This window comes from Streptococcus sp. SM5 (assembly GCF_027497975.1).
In genome coordinates, this window is the sequence record NZ_JAJNSC010000035.1 from 1 (window position 1) to 23,769 (window position 23,769).

A 23,769-nucleotide genomic window follows, 5' to 3' on the forward strand; every position below is an offset into this window, starting at 1 on the left:
GACGTTGAAGGTTTGGAATGGCAACGGCCAGTCCAACAATCAAGAAAATGGCAATAATGACAAAGATAATACTAATGGCTAAAACACGGTTTATCTTGTACTTCTCCATCAAATCCACTAGTGGATTCAAGAGGTAAAAGAGCAGTCCTGATAAAATAACCGGCAACATAACTACGGATAGAAAGTCTATTACAGGTATAAATAAAAAGCTGATTTTACTGAGTATAAAAATATTGAGTCCTAATAGCAAGGCTACTAGGAAAACTGTAACGGCTTTGTTATCTAAAAACCATTTAAAAAACCATGAAAGGTTAAACTGTTTCTCTTTTTGTTCCATTTCATCTTCCTTTCCTTTATTCTATCATTATACCATTTTTAGATAAAATAAGGCATTTTAAAAATGGTCCTCCTGGAAATGAAAGAATTATTTTTTACTATTTTTTGATTTCCTTCTTGTAGCATTTTTAAACCAGTCATTTGTTTTATGGTATAATAGAATCATATTTATTTCGAGGTATGAATATGAAAGAAACTGTCTATTTTGGGACCTATACTCGTCGGACTTCCCAAGGAATTTATAAGGCTGATTTTGATACAGAAACTGGCCAGTTATCACATTTAAAACTTTTTGCAAACGAACCAAGTCCAACCTATCTAGCATTTGATGATGTCAATCATCTCTATACTGTTGGTAGCAAAGATGGTCAAGGAGGAATCGCCGCCTATCAGACTGATGGAACCCTCCTTAATCACGTCGTTGAAGAAGGGGCACCTCATTGCTATGTTTCAGTGGATGATAAACGAAACCTTGTTTATGCTGCTAACTACCATAAAGGTCAAGTTCTGGTATATAAACGGAAAGAGGACGGAAGTCTTGAATTAGCTGCTATGGATCAACATAGTGGTCATGGACCACATGAAAATCAAGCTTCTCCACACGTTCACTTTGCTGACTTAACGCCAGATAAATACCTTCTTACCTGTGATTTGGGGACTGACCAAGTTACTACATATGACTTGAGCTCTGAAGGTCAATTAACAGAAATTGCGACTTACCATAGTAATCCAGGAGCAGGCCCTCGCCATCTTGTTTTTCACCATCATTATAAAATAGCTTACCTTATTTGCGAATTGAATAGTACAATTGAAGTCTTAATCTATGATGGTGTTGGTGAATTTGAACGCATACAGACCATCTCAACTCTACCAGAGGGATTCAATGATTTTAACGGAACTGCTGCTATCCGATTATCAAAAGATGGTAAATATCTCTATGCTTCTAATCGTGGACATGACTCAATTGTTGTATATACGATTCTTGCTGATGGCAGTCTAGAACTACTTGAATTTGTTCCAACAAATGGTAAAACTCCGCGAGATTTTGATTTAACTCCTGATCAAGAATTTTTACTCGTTGTTCACCAAGATTCTGATAATGTAACTGTATTTAAACGTAATTCTGAAAACGGTCGTTTAGCTGAACTATCTAATGACTTCCAGGTACCAGAAGCGGTTTGCATTGCTTTTAAAAAATAAAAAAAGAACTTGATTAACTCAAGTTCTTTTTTTATAATCTATTTCCGACATTGATACGATTAATAGCACGCTGAAGAGCAATTTTTGCACGACGCTCTTGGTCGATTAGGTGCTTGTCTTGCGCTTCTTCAATTTCACGTTCCGCACGAAGTTTGGCACGTTCTGCACGACTAATATCGATATCCCGGGCACGTTCAGCTGTGTTTGCGACGATAGTAATCACATTATCAGCAATCTCGATAATTCCTCCATTTACTGCAATCCAGTTCACATGAGATTCATCATCAATACGCTTAACCTTTACCTCGTCCACTGCTAACACAGCAATCATATTTTCATGTCGTGGCAAGATTCCCATCTCACCATCCAGAGTTCGAACCGATACAAAGCTGGCATGGTGATCATAGACGAGACCATCTGGTGTCACGATCTGGACAGTTAACTGAGCCATAGATCACCTCTTAAAATCCCATTTTATCTGCCTTAGCAATCACATCTTCGATTGAACCAACACCACGGAAGGCATCTTCTGGTAGGTGGTCATATTTTCCTTCAAGGATTTCCTTGAAACCACGAACTGTTTCAACTACTGGAACATAAGAACCTGGTTGACCAGTGAATTGCTCAGCAACGTTGAAGTTTTGTGACAAGAAGAACTGGATACGACGTGCACGTGCAACCAAGGTTTTTTCTTCATCAGAAAGTTCATCCATACCAAGGATAGCGATAATATCTTGCAACTCATGGTAACGTTGAAGAACACGTTTCACTTCCGCAGCTACTGCATAGTGCTCTTCTCCAACGATTTCAGGTGCCAAGGCACGTGAGCTTGAAGCAAGTGGATCAACGGCTGGGTAGATACCCAATTGAACCAATTTACGTTCCAAGTTTGTTGTAGAATCCAAGTGAGCAAAGGCTGTTGCTGGAGCTGGGTCTGTATAGTCATCCGCTGGCACGTAAATAGCCTGGATAGAAGTTACAGAACCTTTCTTGGTTGACGTGATACGTTCTTGCAATTGCCCCATTTCTGTTGCGAGGGTTGGCTGGTAACCAACGGCTGAAGGCATACGGCCCAAGAGGGCAGACACTTCTGAACCTGCTTGAGTGAAACGGAAAATATTGTCAATGAAAAGAAGAACGTCTTGACCTTCTACATCACGGAAGTATTCAGCGATTGTCAAACCAGTAAGGGCAACACGCATACGTGCTCCAGGTGGCTCATTCATCTGACCAAATACCATGGCTGTTTTCTCGATAACGCCTGATTCCTTCATTTCCCAGTAAAGGTCATTCCCTTCACGAGTACGTTCCCCAACACCAGTAAATACTGAGATCCCACCGTGTTCTTGGGCAATGTTGTGAATCAATTCTTGGATCAATACGGTCTTACCAACTCCGGCACCACCGAAGAGTCCGACCTTACCACCTTTAAGGTAAGGAGCAAGAAGGTCGATAACCTTGATCCCAGTTTCTAGAATTTCTGAAGAGGTAGACAATTCATCAAAAGTTGGTGCTTTTTTATGAATTGGCTGACGCTCTGCATCTTCACCAAAAGGAGCTTCCAAGTCAATGGTATCTCCCAAAACGTTGAAGACACGTCCTAGAGTTTCTTTCCCAACTGGTACTGAGATTGGACGGCCTGTGTCCAATACTTCCAAACCACGGGTCAAGCCATCAGTTGATTCCATAGCGATGGTCCGAATCATACCATCTCCCAACTCCAAGGCTACTTCAAGGACGATTTTTGTTTTTCTTTCGTCATTTTTGTAGACGACAAGTGCATTATTAATCTCTGGTAGTTTCTCACCTGGTGCAAACAAGACGTCTACAACAGGACCGATAACCTGAGCAATTTTACCTGAACTCATCTACTTCTCCTATTCTGTATAAGATACTGTCGGTTCCTAGCTCAACTAGGTCCTAATACTCTTCGAAAATCAAATTCAAACCACGTCAGCGTCGCCTTACCGTACTCAAGTACAGCCTCCGGCTAGCTTCCTAGTTTGCTCTTTGATTTTCATTGAGTATAAGTTCATTTTCATACGAGCTGAACTAGAGCCTATTCTAAGGCACTAGCTCCTGCTACGATTTCTGTAATTTCTTGTGTAATCGCCGCCTGTCTGGCACGGTTATACTGGATAGTCAAATCATTGATAACTTTTTTAGCATTATCTGTTGCTGTCTGCATTGCCGTCATCCCTGCCGCATTTTCAGCTGTCTTGGCATCAATTATAGCACCGTAAATCATACTTTCTGCAAACTGTGGCAATAGCTGATCCAAGATTTCTTCACGACTTGTTTCAAGCTCAAATGTCAAGCTGTAGTTATCATCTGCTTCATTTGGGTCCAAGTCGACAATTGGAAGCATCTGCTCCACACGCATTTGACTTGTCAGTGTATTCACGTGGTGGTTGTAGCAAACATAGAGCTCATCGAAAAGTTCATTTTGATACATTTCAATAGTTTTTGAAATAATCTTGCGAACTTCATCGAAGCTTGGTTGGCTGGCTAGACCACGCAATTCATAAATTGGCTGAATACCACGAGCTTTAAAGAAGTCTGCTCCCATACCACCAATACAGATGACTTCAAAATCATCACCTGAAGGATGGTATTCTTGTTGAAGTTCCATGACTGCCTTTAAGATTGAAGAGTTATAGCCTCCAACAAGACCACGGTCAGAAGTAATGACGATATAGCCTGTTTTCTTGACTGGGCGGCTAATCAACATTGGATTCGTTAATCCGCCAGCACCATCTCCGTGAAGGATATCTGTAAGGAGTTTACGGACTTTTTGAGCATAAATCTGGAAGTTGCGTGCAGCTTCTTCAGAACGACCTAACTTAGCTGCAGAAACCATCTGCATGGCATTAGTAATTTGACTAGTATTTTTCGTTGAGGCGATTTTTGTTTTAATATCATTTAGAGATACTGCCATCTGACACCTCTATTCTTATTGGAAGCTAGATTGGTTGAGAAACTCAGTAATCGCAGCATCCAAGACTGCTTCTTCTGGCAAGTCTTTTGTATCACGAATAGTTTCCAAAATCTCTGGATGTTGCGCATCAAAGAAGGCATGAAATTCTTCCTCAAAACGAACAATATCATCAACTGATATAGTATCCAAGAATCCATGAGTCAAGGCATACAGGATGGTTACTTGTTTCTCAACAGGTAATGGTTTATGAACAGGTTGTTTCAATACTTCTACAGTACGACGACCACGGTTCAATTTAGCCTGAGTAGCAGCATCCAAGTCTGAACCAAATTTAGTGAAGGCTTCCAACTCTCGGTATGAAGCAAGGTCGATACGAAGAGTACCAGCAACCTTCTTCATGGCTTTAATCTGAGCAGAACCACCAACACGAGATACAGAAGAACCCGCATCAATAGCTGGACGAACACCCGCATTAAAGAGGCTATCACTTAGGAAGATTTGTCCATCCGTAATAGAGATTACGTTTGTGGCGATATAGGCTGAGATATCTCCTGCTTGGGTCTCGATAAATGGAAGAGCCGTGATAGATCCACCGCCAAGCTCATCTGAAACTTTAGCAGAACGCTCAAGTAGACGGCTATGAAGGTAGAAGACATCCCCTGGGAAGGCCTCACGACCTGGTGGACGACGGAGCAAGAGAGAAAGTTCACGATAAGCTACCGCTTGTTTAGATAGGTCATCATAAACAATCAAGACATGCTTTCCTTGGTACATGAATTCTTCTGCCATAGCAACCCCTGCATAAGGAGCAAGGAAGAGCAATGGAGAAGGTTGTGAAGCTGAGGCTGTCACAACGATTGTGTAATCCAAGGCACCGTACTGACGAAGTGTTTCTACTTGTGTACGAACTGTTGATTCTTTTTGTCCAATCGCTACATAGATACAAATCATATCTTGACCTTTTTGGTTCAAGATAGCATCAATAGCGATAGTTGTCTTCCCTGTTTGACGGTCACCAATGATCAACTCACGTTGGCCACGACCGATTGGAACAAGGGCGTCAATAGCTTTCAAACCTGTTTGCAATGGTTCTGATACAGACTTACGTTGCATAACACCAGGAGCTGGTGCTTCAACTGGACGAGTCTTATCTGTGTTGATTGGACCCAAACCGTCTACAGGACGACCAAGGGGATCGACAACACGTCCAATCAAGCTATCACCAACTGGAACTTCCATGATTTTCCCTGTACGACGAATTGTATCGCCTTCACGGATATCTGTAAAATCCCCAAGGATGATAATACCGACATCTGTTGATTCCAAGTTTTGCGCCATACCATAAGAGCCATTTTCAAAAATCAACAGCTCACCACTCATAGCATTTTCAAGACCATGAGCACGCGCAATCCCGTCACCAATATAGGTTACAACACCTGTTTCAGTCACATCAAAATTGGGTTTGAAATTTTCAATTTGTTGCTTAATTAAAGCGCTGATTTCTTGTGCGTTAATTGCCAAAAGAACACCACTTTCTATTTCAAATTTTCCTTAACAACTTTAAGTTGTTGTTTAATACTCACATCAATTGTCTTGTGATTGGCAAAAATAACAAAACCACCGATTAAACTATCGTCAATTTTTTCCTTAATGCTACGAACTTTTAGAGACATCTTTTTCTCGATTAGAGGAATTAGTCGTTCTTTCTGTTCACCAGTCAAAGGATGTGCAGACAAAATAGTCACTTCAAAACGATTGGTTTCTTGTTCAAGACGATTCAAGCAATCTACAATCACATCATAAAACAGGTCTGATCTGTGATTGTAAAGTAGAACCTCGATAAAGTTTTGTACTAAAAGTGACACAGAACCTTGGAAAAAACGAACTGTTTTTTCTTTATCCGACTCATCTACCTCCACTTGAGATAAAAAAGTAGGTAGGCCAGTTTCTTCAGCAACTTGCTTGATTTGAGTCAAGTCTGAAAAAATAGAGTCTTCTTCTCCTTTTTCAATTACCAATTGGACAAAAGGCATGCTGTATTTTTCAATTACCTTTAGAGTCTTTTTGTCCATTAAGCTTCTCCTAGCTGATCGATATACTGATCAATGAGTTCTTTATGGCTCTGACTGTCAAGGTTTTTAGAGAGAATTTTCTCAGCTAGACTGATTGTTAAGTCAGCTACATCTCCCTTAACACTTTGTAAAGCTTCAGCTTTATTTTGAGCAATTTCTTGGTTGGCTTTTTCTTTTAAGCGCCCTGCTTCAAGTTTAGCTTCGGCTAAAATATCGGCTCTACTTTTCTCAGCAGTTCCCTTTGCATTCTCGATAATCGTTTTAGCTTCGGTACGGCTACCTGCTAACTCAGCTTCGCGTTTGCTAGCAAGTTCCTCTGCCTTTTTACGGGCTTCCTCAGCACCATCAATATCTGAAGAAATCTTTTCAGCACGTTCATCTAAGACACTGGTAATATTTCCCCAAGCATATTTCTTCACTAAAAAGATCAATAAAAGGAAGGAACCAGCGATAAGAATAAAGTCACCGATAATGGTACTAATAGTTAAATCCATCTTCTAATCCTCCTCTACTTACTCTTCCCCTTCATTTATTTTTTTACCAATGTACATAGATGACAACATGGTAAATACATAAGCCTGAATACATGAAATGAAAATTGAAAAGGCTGTCCATAACATGTTTGCGATAAAGGCAAAAGGATACCAATACAAGGCATGTTGTGACAAGGCTAATAGCAATCCAGCTAAGACCTCACCGGCAAAAATATTTCCGTAGATCCGAATCGCCAAAGAGGCAAAATTGGTGAACTCTTCTAAAACGTTCATCGGAGTCATAAATCCAGGTGTAACAAATGCTCTCAAATATTCTTTAACGCCTCTACGACGAACTCCTTCTACATGGGCGATCAAAGTGATCAAGAATGAGAGGGATAAATCGTATCCAAGGTTGGCTGTTGGGGAAGTCCACAAGTTATAACCGTTTGTTGTTTGTACTTTTGCTATTAAGCCGATATTATTGGCAACCAAGATAAACAAGAATAGAGAAAACAGAAACAAGGAATAATCCTTGATGTATGATTCTCCAATGTTTGGTTTGGTAAAACCAATCACAAAGTCATAAATCATCTCAAGAGCATTTTGTTTACCCTTGGGACGGATGGTCATTTTACGACTTGCCCAGTAGACAAAGGCAAAAACCATCAAAACAGTTACAAGAGACATGGCAAGCAGGGTCAAATCAAAGGATATTGGTCCAATATTAACGGTTGGATTCAAACTTTCTTCCATGGTTTGACACCTCCATTTCTAAATAGAGTTGTCTATTTAATGACAAATGCCATCGCTAGGGTTACAAAGAAGGTACCTTCTACAAAGGCAACACCAAGAATTAAAAGGCTGCGTAATTGGTCAATAATTTCAGGTTGACGAGCGGCAGACTTGAAGAGATTACTCATAATCAATCCTTCAGCAATAGATACACCCATACAGGCAAGACAAAGTCCGAAAAATGTTAAATTCATGACGAATTCTCCTTTTTTAAATTAAATTTACCTCTTAAGTTTAGACCTAAAATTGGCTTTTGTCAACTTTTTACTAGTAATGAAAGCGTTTCGAATCATTTGTTTCTAATTTTACGATTTTCAAGAAAATTATATAGAAAATTTTATTGTCTTTTCATACCACTTTTACTACCTTTCCTTGTTTTCTGAAAACAAAAAACCGAGTTTTACAACTCGGATTTGACAGTTCTTATCTGAAATAAATTGGGTAATGATTTTGACAAGCTGGATTAAATGCAGCATTACAAAATGGACAAGTGCCCGTCTCTGTATACTCCTCATACGTTAGTGTTTTCCCACAGGATCCACATAAGATAGGTCTATCCTTTTTCAGATTTAAAGGATAGGGAGAAAATATGTGCGACTCTAGTTCATTATGACACTGATAACAGGCATAGTATTTCTTACACTCATAGCACTGTAAGGCTACGATATCCTTATAACTATGGTAATGAACACATCTGCTTTCATGATCTACTAGTAAGCCTTGAGCTTGAACCATTAATTTTTCCTAATCTAGGCACGAACAGTGACGCTTGTTCCATCTTCTTTATAGAGATTGATGAGACCTTCTTTCAAGGCACGTACCATGTCACCAGCTTCTACTGGTTGAGGAACCTTGATAGTCAAAAGTTCCATTGGATTTGGTGCTCGATCGATTTTATTTCCTTTGGCATCATGAAGGTCTTGAATATAAGTCTCAAAATGACGGAATCCTGGTCCGTAAAATTCAACTTGGTCACCTTCATTGATAACATTACGTTGGCGAATGGTTGCAGTCTGAGTAGCATCATCATAAGCTACTACTTCAGCAACAAACTTGTATTCTGGAATCTTGCGACGAGCTCCAAACAGTTGTTCATTTTCAGATGGTGTCCCATAGTAGAAACCTGTAGCCAATTCACGTTGGGCTACCTTCCACATTTCATCTACCAAATCTTGTTTAATGGCCTCAAATTTTTCAGGACTTTCGAGATAAGCATCAACCGCTGCCTTGTAGCAGTTTGTTACTGTTGAAACGTAGTGAATTGACTTCATACGTCCTTCAATCTTCAGACTGTCTACGCCATTTTCAATCATATCTGGGATATGGTCAATCATAGACATATCAACCGCAGACATAGAGAATTCTTCAGGAATTTCTCCCTTGAGACTCTTACGTTCCTTACCGAACGGCATATCGTAAAGGTCATATTTCCACCGGCAAGATTGTGAACATCCACCACGGTTGGCGTCACGCATACTCATATGGTTAGAAAGAGTACAACGACCAGAGTAGGAAATACACATAGCTCCATGAACGAAGGCTTCTATCTCAACATCTGTACGTTTACGAATTTCCGCCAATTCTTCCATTGACACTTCACGCGCCAAAACGACACGAGTTAAACCAAGTTCTTTCCAGAATTCTAAGGTTTCGTAGTTTGTCGCACTTGCTTGTGTTGAAAGGTGAATTTCAAGCCCTGGTGCTTCTGTTGCTGCAATCATAATCAAGGCTGGATCAGACACGATAACCGCCGCAATTCCAATATCACGTAATTTACGGAACCATTCGCCGGCCCCTTCTTCGTTTCCTTCGTGCATGACCATATTAGCAGCTACATAAACCTTAGCACCATATTTAGCTGCGAACTGTACTCCTTCTTCCATTTGTTCGAAAGTAAAGTTACCAGCACGGCTACGTAGACCATAGGCCTGACCACCGATAAAGACAGCATCTGCACCGTATTGAACAGCTACTTTTAGTTTTTCTAGTGTTCCTGCAGGTGATAGAACCTCAGGACGTTTCAAAGTTTTTGTCATGTTTTCTCCTATTTGCAATATAAAAGTTTGACACTAATCTTTACCATTTTATAGCAAAAAGGTTTTAAAATCAAGTTTAGGATGATTGTTTAGACAATTCTAATTTTTAGATTCATCTTATAATCTCAATGCACTGTCTCAATCTTCCAACTACTCCAACCTTTAAAACGTATGGCTCCCTTTTGATCCGTTTTGTAAATCGAATTCCCAAGTTCTTGGTTATTCTCCCCATTTCTTTCTTTAAATTTTTTCTTCTTGTCTACCGACATGACAGTGATTTTAGGTTGTAAAGTTTTGAAGACTTCGACATCTGTCTTTTTCTTCGATGCTTGCTGATGAGTTACCACTACATCTGCTTGGATTTTTGGATAAGACTTGTTTAAGAACTTCTCCTCTATATTTCCAGTGACTAGAAAAGTTTGATTTAGTAGCTTTCCATACATTGCTATTGAGGCTTTACTATCACTGTTTTGATTTTCGATTACTTCTAAACTACTCCCAAAAATAAATAACTGCTCTCCTATTTTAATAGGACGTACTTTCAAGTTACTTTCCTTTAATTTATCCATAAATTCTCTTTTAGATAGAGTTTCTTCAATTACTAGAATCTCTCCAAGATTGAAGGCTTTACTAATTTCTAGTAGGTGGTCTAGTTGCTTAGGTTCACTATTCGTTAAAACAAGCTGATCAATCCTTGCCACTCCTCTACTTTTTAGATAGGGGATTAAACTACGTTTGGCATTGCTCGATATGACCTTCTCCTGCCAAGCTTCTTTTTTCTCAACTGCTAACTTTTCACCGACATCCAGTAATATTGTCTTTCCTGTCATGTCTCTTAGGAAAATGCTCCGTCCCTGCTCCATGTCTAGGACTGTGATTTCATTTTCCAGTGGATGTTTGGTTACTAAGAAAAGTAAAACGATAAATAGGATAAGCAAAGGTGCTTTCTTCAAATTTCTACGATAATCATAGATAAAGGCTAAAGAAATTAAAAGAAAAACTAAAATCAAGATATTAGGTTGACCAAAAATAAGAGGCCTTGTAGATAGCTGAGAAACATAGCGTATGATGTTCTCTAGCCATTCAAAGAGAAAGTTAAACTGGGTAATAGGATATATCCATGACAGACAGAAGAGTATTGATAAAAGTGGTAGCAAGACCATATCAAATAAAAAAGAAAAGACAAAGGTTAAGAGTATGGACCAAGGTTGAAATTCAGAAAAATAGAAACACAAAATCGGCAAAATCCCCAGGGATATTACCAAACATTCTCTAAGGACTGGTTTAATTCCCTGCCCTTCTTTACTAGTCATGGTTAAGATAAAGGCATAGGCACAGGAAAGAATTCCTCCTGTTGTTAGGAAGAAATTAGGCATGATTAAAAATAAAATGAGTACTGTCATGCTAAAGTTATCTAATCCCTTTAAGCCATGCTGTGCCAATAGTTTTTGTAAAAGACTACGAATAACAGAGGCTGAAAATCCTGTCAAACCTGCATACACCAAGGAAAATGGATAAACTAGCCATTTAAAGTTTTCTTGCTCCATCCCCAGTCGCAAGAATAACTTTTTAAAAGCATTCATGAAGAATCCTACTTGCATTCCTGACAGTGCAAAAAGATGAATAATTCCTAAACTAGAATAGAGTTCATTCATTTCCTCAAAGTCTGTGTCCAAATAACCAAATAACAAACCTGTCATATAATTTCTCATGGGAGATGGAAATTTCCTTTTTATCCAGACAACTGCTTTTCTTCGCAAACTAGATAAATTTTCTCCAATATCCCAACTGGATGTTTTCCTTAATTCGATAATTTCCGATATGGTCAAGGTCTGATAAATCCCCTGTGTTTTGAGATAGTCTCGATAATCAAATCCAGCAAAATTATTTGCTCCCTGAGGAATAGCTAGCTTTCCTTTTACTACTATCTCATGCAGTTCAGATAACTCTTTAAGCCTTTCCTTTTCAGCCTCTGACTGGAATTTATAATAGACCTGAAAGAGTCTGCCATCAGCCTTCCCACGAAAGGATAAACTATCTCCATTGACCTTGATAGTATCAGGCAAGATTCGTACCGTATTAACTGAATCAACAAGATGTTGACTCGCTTCTTCTTGTTGCCATTTTTGAAATATAAACCAGCTTCCAAAAAGACCACAAACAAAGAGAACCTTGACCACAGTCTTCCATGGAAATTGAGAAAAGAGGCAGAGCAGTAAAAAGACAAAGCCCAAAAGTGCTAAAAGGCTTGCTGAAAAAATAGCATAGTAGAGCCATAGTAAAAGAAAACTGAGATAGATTTTGGGGATGGGAAATCGACTAATCCACTGTGACATACTCTTTTAACTTTTCTATCGTTTTTGCACCAATACCAGAAACCTTTTTGAGCTCATCCACTGACTTAAACTTACCGTTGGAATCACGATGGTCAACAATATCTTGAGCACGTTTGGCACCTAAACCTTTGACTTGTTTAAGTTCTTCTAAACTGGCTTTATTGAGATTAACTTTCTTATTTTCCTTGCTATGAGATGCAGTTGAATGTGTCTCCTGGCTTGTAGCTTCTTCCTTAGTCGGAACATAGACAAGTGCTTCATCACTAATTCTCTGAGCAAGATTGATAGACTTACTATCAGCATTATCTGTTAATCCACCAGCTTTTTGGACAGCATCATTGATACGACTTCCAACTGGCAGATCATAGATTCCAGGTGATTTGACCGCACCTTTTACATCAACAGTAATCAGATCTTGCTCCACCACTTCTTCCTTCTGATTTTTATCTTCCTTTTCATCCGTCGAGTCCTTTGTAACAGTTGTAATTTCTGTCTGTAATTTTGTTTCCTTAGCAGGTGCTTGCGTTGATGACTTCAGGAGGAAAAATCCGCCTAAGAGCATGCCCAAACTAGCACAGATGATAATGATTTTATAATCTTTGATTTTCTCAATAAGTTCTTCCATATTTTCTCCTCTCTTAGCTTATTCGTAATGCAAAGAAAAAACAGCTGAAAAATCTTTTCAACTGCTTACTTATTTGCAAAATAATCTTCCTTGGTTAAGATATAATGCACTCTCGTCACGATACGACCTTCTTCATGCTGGTCCATACGAGCATATGGTTCTTCGTGAGAAAAGCTCATGCCTGATTTCTCCATGACCTTTCCTGACGCAGGATTGTCCTTATCGTGAAGGGCGGTCAACTTATTCATTCCTACCTTTTCAAAAGCCAGTTCAATCACGGCTCGATTAGCCTCTGTCGTCAAACCTTGATTCCAATATTTTTTATGGATAATATAGCCAATGGCTGCCTTCTTAAGAACAGTATCCATCTTGTGCAGGTCAATGGTACCGATAAACTCTCCACTACTTTTTAGTTCAATACCCCATCGGCCCAATGGATTTGCTAGATAAAACTGAGCAATGTTATTCTTTGTTTCCTCTAAACTTTGATTGGTTGGAAAAGTGTAGCGTGTAGTTTCCTTATCTGAAGCATATTCAAACATGGCTTCTGCATCATCAAGTGTTACTGGTCTAAGTACTAAGCGTTCAGTTTCGATAATTAGATGCTTCGCTAGTTTGATAAATAGTGATTCCATTGCCCAGTCCTCCCTTTTTCTTTGAAAAAAAATATTTTCTAAAAGCTTAGCAAAAAATGCAGTAGAATTCAAGAATTTTTCTTGATTTTCGTCCAACTTTCATATAAAATAAAACCATCAGATGAATCCCTTGGATTCTATCACTGATAGTTTATTAAGGTCTATAGAACCTAAAAAAGGAGAAAATCTCTATGCTAATTGGAATTCCAAAAGAAATTAAAAACAATGAAAATCGTGTGGCTTTAACACCTGCTGGTGTACACAGTTTAGTTGGTCGTGGACATCGTGTGCTCGTTGAAACAAATGCAGGACTTGGTTCTGGATTTGCAGATGCTGATTATGAAAAACAAGGTGCAGAAATTGTTGCGACTGCAAAAGAAGCTTGGGCTGCAGAGTTAGTTGTTAAAGTGAAAGAACCTCTAGATGCTGAATATCAGTACCTACGTGATGATTTACTCCTCTTTACCTACTTGCATATGGCAGCAGCCCCAGAATTAGCGGATGCTATGTTAGCAGCAAAAACAACTGGTGTTGCTTACGAGACTGTACGTGACAATCAAGGTCAACTACCATTGTTAGTCCCTATGAGTGAAGTTGCTGGTCGTATGGCTGTCCAAATCGGAGCTCACTTCTTGACGAAACAAGCTGGTGGTTCTGGAGTTCTTTTAGGTGGTGTCCCAGGTGTACCAAAAGGAAAAGTAACCATTATCGGTGGTGGTGTCGTTGGTACACACGCAGCACGTATCGCTCTTGGTTTGGGAGCTCAAGTTACTATTCTTGATATCAGCGCTAAACGTCTCTCTGAACTTGAAGATGTCTTTGGTCACCAAATCCAAACACTCATGTCTAACCCATTTAATATCGAAGCAAGTGTGCGTGAAGCAGACGTTGTTATCGGTGCAGTATTGATTCCTGGTGCCAAAGCTCCAAAATTAGTGACAGATGACATGGTTCAACAAATGCGTCCTGGTTCTGTCATCGTAGACGTTGCTGTAGACCAAGGTGGCGTTATTGCAACTGCTGACCGTGTGACAACCCACGATGAGCCTGTCTATGAAAAACACGGTGTTCTCCACTATGCAGTTGCTAACATTCCTGGTGCAGTTGCTCGTACTTCTACTATCGCCCTTACAAATGTGACCCTTCCTTATATCGAAGCCTTGGCAGGAAAAGGATTTAAGAAAGCAATCCTTGAAGATGCTGGTTTACGTGAAGGTGTAACAACTTATCAAGGTAAACTTACAAGTCAACCTGTTGCTGAAGGTTTACATCGTGAGTTTACTTCAATCAGTGAGCTTATTTAATCATTAAAAAAGAGCAGTTCAGACGAACTTGCTCTTTTTTTATTCTGTTTCTTCTTGATTTTCTTCAACTTTGACAGGTCGAGGTTCATAGGCCCTAATAATCTGAGCGACTACTGGATGTCGGACAACATCCTTGGCTGAGAAGTGTACAAAGTCGATTTGGTGAATGTTCTTAAGTTTTTCCTGGGCATCAATCAGACCTGATTTAACATTACGCGGCAGGTCAATCTGGCTAATATCCCCATTGACAATCATTTTAGAATTGAATCCAAGACGAGTCAAGAACATCTTCATCTGCATGATAGTTGTATTTTGCGCTTCATCCAAAATGACAAAGGCATCATCCAAGGTACGGCCACGCATATAGGCCAAAGGCGCAATCTCAATAATTTCTCGCTCCATGAGACGAGTTGTTTGGTCTTTCCCTAAAATCTGATATAAGGCATCATAGACTGGACGAAGGTAAGGGTCTACCTTTTCTTTCAAATCTCCTGGTAGAAATCCCAAGCTTTCTCCAGCTTCTACTGCTGGACGTGTCAGGATGATACGCTTAACTTGACCACGTTTTAGAGCTGTCACTGCCAAAGTCACTGCTAGAAATGTCTTACCCGTACCAGCAGGCCCAATCCCAAATGTAACGTCGTGATTCTTAACACTATCCACATAAAGTTTTTGTCCCAGTGTCTTCACACGAATAGGCTTACCAGTATTATCTTTGATGATTTCTTCTTCATAGAGGGCGACAAACTTATCAATTTCATGATTTCTCACCATATTAATGGCTGTTACCACATCAGGAGTTCCGATAGTCATACCACGATTGACCAAGACCATCAAGGCCTGTATAACCTGTCGTGCTTCTTCACAAGAAGATTCCTCTCCCAAGACTTGTACAATTTCTGTACGAGCATGGATGATAATATCTAACTCTTCCTCCATCAAACGAAGATGGCGTTCATTGGAACCAAAAAGATGAAACAGGTCATCTGGATGACTTAACTGAATGTCTATTGAATGTTCCTTCAAACAAAGAACCTCTCTAACTCTTTAATTTTTTTTATTATAGCAAAGGCATTTAGAAAATGCTATCCTAAACACCTAAAGCAGATCTAATGTTCTACATATTCCTGCCAGATACGATCGAAGTCTCCCATATTAAAGGAAAAACTGGCATGTTCTTCTAAAAATCGACTGACTTGATCAAAATCATCCGTGTGTTTTGGGAAAGCTGATTCCTCAAAGGCAAGATCCGCTAAAATTGCTTTAGGACTATGACTTTTAGGATTACGCTCTGTCATAAGCCAAGTATAAAATGATTTTCTCATATAACTCCCTAAATTAACTCTGTTCCAAACTCATCCTGTTTGATTTTCCCAGCCTTCATCAAGCCACCAAGTGCTTTTTTGAACTGACCTTTAGAGATACCGAAGATTGCCTTAATATCGTCAGGTGACGATTTGTCATTCAAGGTCATAAATCCACCATTGCTTTCCAAGTATGTCAAAATCATTTGTGCATCATTTTCTAACATCTCAAAAGAGCGAGGTTTAAGTGAAAGATTAAGGGTACGATCAACCTCACGGAAGCCTATCACACGCACATCTAGGACTTGACCCAAACGTGGCTCTGCATAACGTTCACTTGGATGAATAAAGCCCAGCATATTATTTTCAGGTAGATAAACGAAGGTACCCGATAACTTGAGACGATAAACGATTGCAGGCCAATTTTGATTCTGCATGTTATTGTAGGCAGGACGTGCTAGTCGTTGGAAGTCCTCTTGGTAGGCTAAGAGTCCCCAGATACGGTCCTTCTTATCTACCTCTAGACGAATATAGAGCCTATCGCCCTTCTTTGGCCAGAGCTCTTTCAGTTCAGGTAGGATATCAAGTGACACAACGATTTCCTTGTCAGGAAGCCCTGTATCAACAAAAACACCCAAATCCTTACGAACCTCTGTTACCGTTCCCCAACCAAATTGTTCCTGAGTCGCAGTCACTTCTAGGGTAGTCAAGCGAAGTTTTTGCTTCATATCCGTGTAGGCAAAGCCTTTAACGGTTTCACCTATTGCATGCTGGCCTTCTTCCTTATCAAGAGCATAGGTCTGACCATCCTTTTGGACAAAGTAAAAACGGTCATTTTCATCAATTATCAGACCGACTATAAAACTAGCAAGATTTGTATTCATGTTTCCTTCTTTCGAATAAAACTCAGCCAGCAATGCCAACTGAGTTTTTCTGTTTATTTCTCAGACTTCCAATAGTTCTTTTTCTTTATTGGCAGTCATGTCATCGATGTGTTTAACAGCATCGTCTGTAGCTTTTTGAATATCTTTTTCAAGAGTTTTCAACTCATCTTCAGTGATTTCTTTAGCTTTTTCTTGTTTCTTAGCTTCATCCATAGCATCACGACGAATGTTACGAATAGCAACTTTAGCATTCTCACCAACTTTTTTCACTTCTTTAGCAAGGTCACGACGAGTTTCCTCAGTAAGAGCTGGAATTACTAAGCGAATAACAGAACCATCGTTAGCTGGTGTAATACCAAGGTCAGAAGCATTCAAAGCACGTTCAATATCTTTCAAAGAAGTTTTATCAAATGGTGTCACCAACAAGACACGCGCTTCTGGAATAGTGATAGAAGCGATTTGGTTAAGGGGTGTTTCTACACCATAGTATTCTACGTGGATACGATCAAGCAAGCTTGCATTAGCGCGACCAGCTCGAATACTTCCGAATTCACGAGAAAGTGAGTGATGAGATTGTGTCATTCTCTCTTTTGCTTTTTCAACAATTGCGTTTGCCATAATCTTATTTTATTCCTTTTCTTCAATATTGTTAGAAACTGTAGTTCCGATATTTTCACCAAATACAACACGTTTGATATTGCCTGGTTGGTTCATGTTAAAGACAACCAAGTCGATATCGTTGTCCATTGAAAGTGTTGACGCAGTCGAATCCATGATACGAAGACCTTTACTAATCACATCACGGTGAGTCAATTCTTCAAACTTAACCGCTGTCTTATCTTTCTTAGGATCGGCATTATAAACACCATCAACACCATTTTTTGCCATCAAAATAGCGTCTGCCTCAATTTCAGCAGCACGAAGGGCTGCAGTTGTATCAGTTGAGAAGTAAGGTGAACCAACTCCAGCACCAAAGATAACAATACGACCTTTTTCAAGATGACGAAGGGCACGTCCTCGAATATAAGGCTCAGCTACTTGTTGCATTGCGATTGCAGTCTGAACGCGTGTATCCACTCCAACTTGTTGCAATGAATCTGCCATCACAAGAGCGTTCATAACTGTTCCAAGCATTCCTGTATAGTCTGCTTGTACACGATCCATGCCAGCTTCCGCAGCAGGTTCTCCACGCCAGAGGTTACCACCTCCGATAACGAGAGCAATTTCAATTCCTAAGTTATGTACTTCTTGAATTTCTTGTGCCATTGCTTGAACAGTTTTAATATCAATACCTACACCACGTTCACCAGCAAGGGCCTCACCTGATAACTTGATCAAAATGCGTTTATATTTTGGTTCCACCTGACTTCGCTCCTTTGTTTTATTCAAACTATTTTATCACATTTTTTGAGAATTTTATAGTCTCATGGACTAAACTTTCAAAAAATTTATAGGCTTAAGAATTCTTCTAAATCAGACAATGCACGTTCTGCAATCTTTTCATAACGAGCCTTTTTATCACGAATACGCTCACCTTCTAACTCCTTGATAATCCCAAAGTTGACATTCATTGGTTGGAAGTGTTTGCTATCAGCATGAGTGATATAATGAGCTAAACTTCCGATAGCCGTTGTCTCTGGGAAAATAGCCTCACTTTCTCCTTTAAAAAGACGGGCAGCATTTATCCCTGCAACCAAGCCTGAAGCGGCCGACTCAACGTATCCTTCTACACCAGTCATCTGACCAGCAAAGAAGAGGTTGGACTGTTTCTTAGAACGGTATGTTTGCTCAAGAAGATTTGGAGAATCCATATAAGAATTGCGGTGCATAACACCATAACGGACAAACTCCACATTTTCAAGTCCTGGAATCATTTGGAAGACACGCTTTTGTTCACCCCATTTGAGGTGGGTTTGAAATCCAACGATATTGTAGAGACTACCAGCAGCATTGTCTTGACGAAGCTGAACAACTGCATACGGTGTTTTGAAGTCACCATCACGAGGACCTTTATAGTCTTCTGGATATTCCAGACCAACTGGTTTCATAGGACCATAAAGCATGGTTTTAATGCCACGCTTGGCCATGACCTCAATCGGCATACAGCCTTCAAAGTATTTTTCTTTCTCGAAAGAATTCAGCGGAGCTTCTTCGGCATTGATCAAGGCTTCATGGAAATCCATAAATGCTTGTTTGGTCATCGGAGCATTCAGATAAGCTGCTTCTCCCTTATCATAACGAGATTTGAGATAGACCTTATTCATATCAATGGTGTTGACATCGATGATAGGTGCTGCCGCATCGTAGAAATAAAAACCGTCCCCGCCGTTAAGAGCGTGAATCTTTTCAGCAAGGGCATCACTAGTCAAAGGACCAGTTGCTACAACTGTAATGGCATCTGTTGGCAATTCTGTAATCTCGTCACGAACGATCTCAATCAAAGGATGATTGGCAATCTTTTCAGTAACCATTTGAGAGAAACCGTCACGGTCAACTGCGAGAGCACCACCAGCAGGAACACGTGTTGCTTCTGCCGATTCCAAGATAAGAGAACCTAGGCGACGCATTTCTTCCTTAAGGAGACCAACGGCATTTGTAAGTGCATCCCCACGCAATGAGTTGGAGCAAACTAACTCTGCAAAATTGTCTGTTTTGTGTTGTGGTGTTGATTTAACACCACGCATTTCATAAAGTTTAACAGGAATGCCACGTTCTGCAATTTGAAAGGCTGCTTCTGACCCTGCTAAACCGGCACCGATAACATTGATATAAGATTGAGACACGTCACTAATACCTCTTTGAGTGAAACTTAAGTCCATATCAATAATCATTAGACTGTTTGACACCCACAAATCTTTCTAAATTTTCTTTTACTAGTATAACAAAAAAAGGGAAGAAGGCAAACTTCCCTGTTTAGTCATTGGATTGTTTCTCTTCCCAATCATGATAAGCTGAGTAGAGCTGACTTTTATTCCACTGATATATCTTTGCGACTTCCTTAATGGCCTGATTTTTCTTAACACCTTGTTGGATGCGTTCTTGGATTTCTGAGAACAAGTCCTCTTCATCTTTATCGTCTACTTCTTGACTAGCCCCCTCTACAATCAGAAGGCATTCGCCCTTGAGAGGAGTCTCAGAAATACTTACTAGTAACTCTGAAATTGTTCCTCGTTGGTATTCTTCATAAATCTTAGTCAATTCTCGAACCAAGACCACTGAGCGATTACCGTAGACTTCTAGCATATTTTCTAGCGTATCTGCAACACGGTGAGGTGATTCATAGAAAATCTGAGTCTCCGGATAATCTTTCTTAGTCTCAAAAAATTGCTTTTGCTGACCAGATTTTCGTGGTAAGAACCCATAAAAAATATGAGGTTGAGGTGCTAATCCACTAGCAATCAATGCTGAAATCCCTGCACTTGCACCCGGAACTGTAACTACAGCTATATCTTCTTCAATAGCTGCTTTAACCAAGTCATGTCCAGGATCAGATATACTAGGTAAGCCTGCGTCTGAAACTTGGGCAATATCTTGACCTTGCTTCAACAAATCAATCAAATCAGGAATTTTTTCCTTGGCATTGTGTTCATGGAAACTAATCTGCTTCGTTAGAATATCGAAATGCTTGAGCAGAAGTCCAGTATTACGTGTATCTTCAGCAGCAATCCAATTAACTTCTTTCAAAGTTTTGATAGCACGAAAAGTCATATCTTCTAGATTTCCAATTGGTGTTGCGACAAGATACAGCTTGCCATAAGCAGATTGGTCCTTAAAACTCTTTTGAATTTGCATGCTTACTCCCTAAACAACAATTCATCACAGAACATACATTCTGCATCCTGCTCTCGACGTTGCCCATAAAAATCTCGACAAACATGAAATCCGTCGTCATAAATACGACTAACGTTTTCTCTGACATGTTTGGTCTTAGTTGGGACAGTTTCTTCTTCCTCACTCAAGCGTTCTCTAAGTTTATCATTCTCTAGACGAAGAGCTGTATTTTCCTCAACAAGACTCTTGAGATTTTTTTTGATGGCTTCTACATCTGCTAAAGTTGCTAACAACTGTTGCGAGAAATCATCTAAGGCATCAAATAATTCTTTTTTATTCATCAGCAGCCCTTTAACCCTTTCATAGACTTAATATTTCTGTAAAACCAGGTAATCCATTGCATTTTGGAAAGAAACATTTGCTTTCCACATTTTTCTAGCTTCTACAAGATTTTCTAGTATGTGCCGTGCTCCTGTTCGAAGAATTTCTTGACCAGCCAATACCTCTAAAATCCTAAGTACTTGATCTTGTTTTTCTTTATCATCAGCCAAACTAGCTAATTTAGCAACTTGTAAATAAGATTCTCTTTTTCTCGACAAAAGATCTGAAAACAAGCGCTCACTTTCTTCAACCAGTGTCCAAAATGTTGTTTGATTAAATAGTTTTTCAGCTTCCATTTGAGATTGGCTAAACTGAGCTAACAATCTAGCTTTTTTCTTAACTAGACCCAATTTCTCAAGTTGAATAATAAGATTAGCTTCTTGCTTCTTAAACTGAAAAATCTGTGTTCGGCTCCGAATTGTTGGTAATATTTTATCCTCATCATTAGTTAAGAAGAAAATATAAACTTCACTTTGTGGTTCTTCGATAACCTTTAGTAGTGAATTAGCGGCATTTAAATGCATCTTATCTGCTTGTTCAATAATAAAGACTTGGCGCTGACTTTCAATACCTGATTGAGAAAATTGCCCTACCAATTCTCTAATCCGTTCAGTCTTAATAATTTGATTAATCGGACGTACGATTGTTACATCAGGATATTCCTCTTGATCGATCAATTTACAACTTCGACAAGATTCACAAGGTAGAACACCCTGTTTATCAGTACAAAAAAGACTTTTAGCAAGAAATAAGGCCATTTCTAAACTTCCAAAATAACCTGAAAAAAGATAGGCATGATTCAGCTGGTTTTGCTCAAGAATGCGAACAAAACGTTCATATTGCTGTGGTTGACAATCTTTTAGTTCTTCTTTTATCATCTGGTCAATCCCATTCTGTCAAATAAGACTTGCTTGGTCTTTTCAATTACTTGATCCAATGGCAAACTAGCATCTATCTTCTCGATGCGATTCCCTTCTTTCTCCAAAAGTGAAAGATATCCTTGGCGAACTTTTCGGTGCATCTCTAAACCTTCCAAGTCCAAACGATTGACTTCACGACTACTGTTTGCTGCAATTCGTTCAAGCCCTTTCTCAACTTCAATATCAAAATAAAGCGTTAAATCAGGCTTGAGACCATCAGTCGCAAATTGATTGAGCCAATTAACGGCATCTATATCCAAACCACGACCAAATCCCTGGTAGGCAACCGAACTATCAATAAATCGGTCCATGATCACCAATTTCCCAGCTGCAAGTGCTGGCAAGACCTTCTCTACTAAGTGTTGTCTACGACTTGCAATATAGAGAAGCAACTCGGTTTTAGAGTCCATTTGTATATGATTTGGATCAAGAATAACTTCTCTAATCTTCTCTCCAATCAAAACGCCTCCTGGCTCACGTGTCGTTAAAAAATCAATATCTTTTTCTTTTAATATTGGAAGGATAGCTTCAAGCACACTGGTTTTCCCAGCTCCCTCTGGTCCCTCAATAGAGACTAAAAATCCTTTTGACATGTCTATCTCATTTCTATTTGCTATCTTCTATTCTATCAAAAAAATAGACATTTGTGAAAAGCTTTTTAACCTATAAAAAATTTAATCAGAAAACTAGAATATACATTAGTTAAAAATAAGACAATTATTTAATTAAGTTTCTATTTTCGTAATTTACTACCATACTTTTTTTGTCTTTGTATAATCAAAAAAAGAACCTTGCTATGCAAGGTTCTTTTAGTGTCTGACTTAAATAATTGTTCTTCTGGGAACTAAATCGAATTAAGCTTCGATTTCTGTAACCATACCTGAACCAACAGTACGTCCACCCTCACGGATAGAGAATGTAGTACCTTGTTCTACGGCGATTGGGTGGATCAACTCAACGTCGATAGTCACGTTATCACCAGGCATTACCATTTCAGTACCTGCAGGAAGTTCGATTGAACCTGTAACGTCAGTAGTACGGAAGTAGAATTGTGGACGGTAGTTGTTGAAGAATGGAGTGTGACGTCCACCTTCTTCTTTAGTAAGGATGTAGACTTCACCTTTAAATTTAGTGTGTGGGTTGATTGAACCTGGTTTAGCGATAACTTGTCCGCGTTCGATTTCATCACGTTGAACACCACGAAGAAGGACACCTACGTTATCTCCGGCAAGACCTTCGTCAAGTTGTTTACGGAACATTTCAACACCAGTAACAACTGCTTTTGAAGTTTCTTCTTTGATACCAACGATTTCGATTTCGTCGTTAACACGAACAGTACCACGGTCGATACGTCCTGAAGCAACTGTACCACGTCCAGTGATTGAGAATACATCTTCGACTGGAAGAAGCAATGGTTTGTCAGTGTCACGTTCTGGTTCTGGGATGTACTCGTCAACTGTGTTCATCAATTCCATGATGATGTCTTCGTATTTAGAGTCACCTTCAAGAGCTTTAAGAGCTGAACCTTGGATAACTGGAAGATCGTCACCTGGGAAGTCGTATTCTGAAAGAAGGTCACGGATTTCCATTTCAACCAATTCAAGCAATTCTTCGTCGTCAACCAAGTCGATCTTGTTCATGAAGACGATAAGGTGTTTAACACCAACCTGACGTGAAAGAAGGATGTGCTCACGAGTTTGTGGCATTGGTCCGTCAGTTGAAGCTACTACAAGGATAGCTCCGTCCATTTGAGCGGCAC

Annotated in this window: 27 protein-coding genes; 2 read left to right on the forward strand and 25 right to left on the reverse strand. The window is 39.5% G+C overall.

From position 1 onward, the window contains the following. The coding region (locus PAN07_RS16410; RefSeq protein WP_269798369.1) for an AI-2E family transporter at positions 1-337 on the reverse strand (337 nt) is incomplete at its 3' end. A gap of 185 nt (positions 338-522) precedes the next feature. Here PAN07_RS16410 and PAN07_RS16415 point away from each other — a divergent pair. Continuing rightward, on the forward strand, positions 523-1,536 hold the full coding sequence (locus PAN07_RS16415) for a lactonase family protein (RefSeq protein WP_075567714.1): 1,014 nt from the start codon (positions 523-525) through the stop codon (positions 1,534-1,536). A gap of 31 nt (positions 1,537-1,567) precedes the next feature. Here PAN07_RS16415 and PAN07_RS16420 read toward each other — a convergent pair whose 3' ends face one another. The 13 genes from PAN07_RS16420 to PAN07_RS16480 form a co-directional block, all read right to left on the reverse strand. After that, positions 1,568-1,987: a F0F1 ATP synthase subunit epsilon gene (locus PAN07_RS16420; protein ID WP_075567715.1), complete on the reverse strand. Its 420-nt coding sequence runs from the start codon at positions 1,985-1,987 to the stop codon at positions 1,568-1,570. 10 nt (positions 1,988-1,997) lie between these two features. Further along, entirely contained in the window at positions 1,998-3,404 is a 1,407-nt protein-coding gene (atpD, locus tag PAN07_RS16425; RefSeq protein ID WP_075567716.1) for a F0F1 ATP synthase subunit beta, read from the reverse strand. Positions 3,405-3,595: 191 nt separating this feature from the next. Further along, on the reverse strand, positions 3,596-4,474 hold the full coding sequence (locus PAN07_RS16430; protein ID WP_254724098.1) for a F0F1 ATP synthase subunit gamma: 879 nt from the start codon (positions 4,472-4,474) through the stop codon (positions 3,596-3,598). Positions 4,475-4,489: 15 nt separating this feature from the next. Further along, positions 4,490-5,995, reverse strand: a complete 1,506-nt coding sequence (atpA, locus tag PAN07_RS16435) for a F0F1 ATP synthase subunit alpha (protein WP_075567717.1) — start codon at positions 5,993-5,995, stop codon at positions 4,490-4,492. A gap of 14 nt (positions 5,996-6,009) precedes the next feature. Next, positions 6,010-6,546 carry a F0F1 ATP synthase subunit delta gene (locus PAN07_RS16440; RefSeq protein ID WP_269798370.1) on the reverse strand — a complete coding sequence of 179 codons (537 nt, stop codon included), beginning with the start codon at positions 6,544-6,546 and terminating at the stop codon, positions 6,010-6,012. Then, entirely contained in the window at positions 6,546-7,040 is a 495-nt protein-coding gene (gene atpF / locus PAN07_RS16445) for a F0F1 ATP synthase subunit B (RefSeq protein ID WP_269798371.1), read from the reverse strand. The genes PAN07_RS16440 and atpF overlap by 1 nt, the downstream gene beginning before the upstream one ends. A gap of 18 nt (positions 7,041-7,058) precedes the next feature. Then, a complete protein-coding gene (atpB, locus tag PAN07_RS16450) occupies positions 7,059-7,775 on the reverse strand; it encodes a F0F1 ATP synthase subunit A (RefSeq protein WP_269798372.1) in 717 nt (238 codons plus the stop codon). 32 nt (positions 7,776-7,807) lie between these two features. After that, positions 7,808-8,008, reverse strand: a complete 201-nt coding sequence (locus PAN07_RS16455; protein WP_004253309.1) for a F0F1 ATP synthase subunit C — start codon at positions 8,006-8,008, stop codon at positions 7,808-7,810. Between the two features lie 229 nt (positions 8,009-8,237). Further along, the gene (locus tag PAN07_RS16460) at positions 8,238-8,549 is read right to left on the reverse strand and encodes a CHY zinc finger protein (RefSeq protein ID WP_075567720.1); all 312 of its coding nucleotides are present in this window, start codon (positions 8,547-8,549) and stop codon (positions 8,238-8,240) included. 14 nt (positions 8,550-8,563) lie between these two features. After that, positions 8,564-9,850, reverse strand: coding sequence for a U32 family peptidase (locus PAN07_RS16465; RefSeq protein ID WP_269798373.1), 1,287 nt, complete (start codon positions 9,848-9,850; stop codon positions 8,564-8,566). A 125-nt stretch (positions 9,851-9,975) separates the two neighbouring features. After that, the gene (locus PAN07_RS16470) at positions 9,976-12,186 is read right to left on the reverse strand and encodes a ComEC/Rec2 family competence protein (protein ID WP_269798374.1); all 2,211 of its coding nucleotides are present in this window, start codon (positions 12,184-12,186) and stop codon (positions 9,976-9,978) included. Continuing rightward, a complete protein-coding gene (locus tag PAN07_RS16475) occupies positions 12,170-12,811 on the reverse strand; it encodes a helix-hairpin-helix domain-containing protein (protein ID WP_269798375.1) in 642 nt (213 codons plus the stop codon). Before PAN07_RS16475 ends, PAN07_RS16470 begins: the two co-directional genes overlap by 17 nt. Positions 12,812-12,876: 65 nt before the next feature. Beyond that, the gene (locus tag PAN07_RS16480; protein ID WP_269798376.1) at positions 12,877-13,446 is read right to left on the reverse strand and encodes a GNAT family N-acetyltransferase; all 570 of its coding nucleotides are present in this window, start codon (positions 13,444-13,446) and stop codon (positions 12,877-12,879) included. A 191-nt stretch (positions 13,447-13,637) separates the two neighbouring features. Between PAN07_RS16480 and ald the strand changes: the two genes are divergently transcribed. After that, the gene (gene ald / locus PAN07_RS16485; RefSeq protein WP_269798377.1) at positions 13,638-14,750 is read left to right on the forward strand and encodes an alanine dehydrogenase; all 1,113 of its coding nucleotides are present in this window, start codon (positions 13,638-13,640) and stop codon (positions 14,748-14,750) included. A 39-nt stretch (positions 14,751-14,789) separates the two neighbouring features. Here the strand turns inward: ald and PAN07_RS16490 are convergent, their stop codons facing one another. From PAN07_RS16490 to tuf, 11 genes are all read right to left on the reverse strand, one after another. After that, positions 14,790-15,776 carry a PhoH family protein gene (locus tag PAN07_RS16490; protein WP_269798378.1) on the reverse strand — a complete coding sequence of 329 codons (987 nt, stop codon included), beginning with the start codon at positions 15,774-15,776 and terminating at the stop codon, positions 14,790-14,792. Between the two features lie 83 nt (positions 15,777-15,859). Then, positions 15,860-16,075 (reverse strand): YozE family protein, encoded by a 216-nt coding sequence (locus PAN07_RS16495; RefSeq protein WP_075567726.1) that lies wholly within the window; start codon positions 16,073-16,075, stop codon positions 15,860-15,862. Positions 16,076-16,083: 8 nt separating this feature from the next. Continuing rightward, on the reverse strand, positions 16,084-16,938 hold the full coding sequence (gene cvfB / locus PAN07_RS16500) for an RNA-binding virulence regulatory protein CvfB (RefSeq protein ID WP_269798379.1): 855 nt from the start codon (positions 16,936-16,938) through the stop codon (positions 16,084-16,086). A gap of 60 nt (positions 16,939-16,998) precedes the next feature. Then, complete coding sequence (frr, locus tag PAN07_RS16505; RefSeq protein ID WP_006148672.1) at positions 16,999-17,556, reverse strand: ribosome recycling factor; 558 nt, start codon at positions 17,554-17,556, stop codon at positions 16,999-17,001. Between the two features lie 9 nt (positions 17,557-17,565). Continuing rightward, entirely contained in the window at positions 17,566-18,300 is a 735-nt protein-coding gene (pyrH, locus tag PAN07_RS16510) for a UMP kinase (protein ID WP_222859730.1), read from the reverse strand. A gap of 86 nt (positions 18,301-18,386) precedes the next feature. Then, positions 18,387-19,721, reverse strand: a complete 1,335-nt coding sequence (gene trmFO, locus PAN07_RS16515) for a methylenetetrahydrofolate--tRNA-(uracil(54)-C(5))-methyltransferase (FADH(2)-oxidizing) TrmFO (RefSeq protein WP_269798385.1) — start codon at positions 19,719-19,721, stop codon at positions 18,387-18,389. 130 nt (positions 19,722-19,851) lie between these two features. Beyond that, complete coding sequence (gene rsmI, locus PAN07_RS16520; protein ID WP_269798380.1) at positions 19,852-20,730, reverse strand: 16S rRNA (cytidine(1402)-2'-O)-methyltransferase; 879 nt, start codon at positions 20,728-20,730, stop codon at positions 19,852-19,854. A gap of 2 nt (positions 20,731-20,732) precedes the next feature. Then, positions 20,733-21,050, reverse strand: coding sequence for a DNA replication initiation control protein YabA (gene yabA / locus PAN07_RS16525; RefSeq protein ID WP_269798381.1), 318 nt, complete (start codon positions 21,048-21,050; stop codon positions 20,733-20,735). 27 nt (positions 21,051-21,077) lie between these two features. Further along, the gene (locus PAN07_RS16530; RefSeq protein ID WP_269798382.1) at positions 21,078-21,968 is read right to left on the reverse strand and encodes a DNA polymerase III subunit delta'; all 891 of its coding nucleotides are present in this window, start codon (positions 21,966-21,968) and stop codon (positions 21,078-21,080) included. Next, positions 21,965-22,603 (reverse strand): dTMP kinase, encoded by a 639-nt coding sequence (tmk, locus tag PAN07_RS16535; RefSeq protein ID WP_269798383.1) that lies wholly within the window; start codon positions 22,601-22,603, stop codon positions 21,965-21,967. The genes PAN07_RS16530 and tmk overlap by 4 nt, the downstream gene beginning before the upstream one ends. A 261-nt stretch (positions 22,604-22,864) precedes the next feature. Then, positions 22,865-23,769 (reverse strand): elongation factor Tu (tuf, locus tag PAN07_RS16540; protein WP_269798384.1); only part of this gene is annotated, 905 nt, incomplete at its 5' end.

Coding starts and splice junctions, on each gene's coding strand:
- PAN07_RS16415 (WP_075567714.1), top strand. CDS start 523: ATGAAAGAAACTGTCTATTTTGGGACCTATACTCGTCGGACTTCCCAA.
- PAN07_RS16420 (WP_075567715.1), bottom strand. CDS start 1,987: ATGGCTCAGTTAACTGTCCAGATCGTGACACCAGATGGTCTCGTCTAT.
- atpD (WP_075567716.1), bottom strand. CDS start 3,404: ATGAGTTCAGGTAAAATTGCTCAGGTTATCGGTCCTGTTGTAGACGTC.
- PAN07_RS16430 (WP_254724098.1), bottom strand. CDS start 4,474: ATGGCAGTATCTCTAAATGATATTAAAACAAAAATCGCCTCAACGAAA.
- PAN07_RS16440 (WP_269798370.1), bottom strand. CDS start 6,546: ATGGACAAAAAGACTCTAAAGGTAATTGAAAAATACAGCATGCCTTTT.
- atpF (WP_269798371.1), bottom strand. CDS start 7,040: ATGGATTTAACTATTAGTACCATTATCGGTGACTTTATTCTTATCGCT.
- atpB (WP_269798372.1), bottom strand. CDS start 7,775: ATGGAAGAAAGTTTGAATCCAACCGTTAATATTGGACCAATATCCTTT.
- PAN07_RS16455 (WP_004253309.1), bottom strand. CDS start 8,008: ATGAATTTAACATTTTTCGGACTTTGTCTTGCCTGTATGGGTGTATCT.
- PAN07_RS16460 (WP_075567720.1), bottom strand. CDS start 8,549: ATGGTTCAAGCTCAAGGCTTACTAGTAGATCATGAAAGCAGATGTGTT.
- PAN07_RS16465 (WP_269798373.1), bottom strand. CDS start 9,850: ATGACAAAAACTTTGAAACGTCCTGAGGTTCTATCACCTGCAGGAACA.
- PAN07_RS16470 (WP_269798374.1), bottom strand. CDS start 12,186: ATGTCACAGTGGATTAGTCGATTTCCCATCCCCAAAATCTATCTCAGT.
- PAN07_RS16475 (WP_269798375.1), bottom strand. CDS start 12,811: ATGGAAGAACTTATTGAGAAAATCAAAGATTATAAAATCATTATCATC.
- PAN07_RS16480 (WP_269798376.1), bottom strand. CDS start 13,446: ATGGAATCACTATTTATCAAACTAGCGAAGCATCTAATTATCGAAACT.
- ald (WP_269798377.1), top strand. CDS start 13,638: ATGCTAATTGGAATTCCAAAAGAAATTAAAAACAATGAAAATCGTGTG.
- PAN07_RS16495 (WP_075567726.1), bottom strand. CDS start 16,075: ATGAGAAAATCATTTTATACTTGGCTTATGACAGAGCGTAATCCTAAA.
- cvfB (WP_269798379.1), bottom strand. CDS start 16,938: ATGAATACAAATCTTGCTAGTTTTATAGTCGGTCTGATAATTGATGAA.
- frr (WP_006148672.1), bottom strand. CDS start 17,556: ATGGCAAACGCAATTGTTGAAAAAGCAAAAGAGAGAATGACACAATCT.
- rsmI (WP_269798380.1), bottom strand. CDS start 20,730: ATGCAAATTCAAAAGAGTTTTAAGGACCAATCTGCTTATGGCAAGCTG.
- yabA (WP_269798381.1), bottom strand. CDS start 21,050: ATGAATAAAAAAGAATTATTTGATGCCTTAGATGATTTCTCGCAACAG.
- PAN07_RS16530 (WP_269798382.1), bottom strand. CDS start 21,968: ATGATAAAAGAAGAACTAAAAGATTGTCAACCACAGCAATATGAACGT.
- tmk (WP_269798383.1), bottom strand. CDS start 22,603: ATGTCAAAAGGATTTTTAGTCTCTATTGAGGGACCAGAGGGAGCTGGG.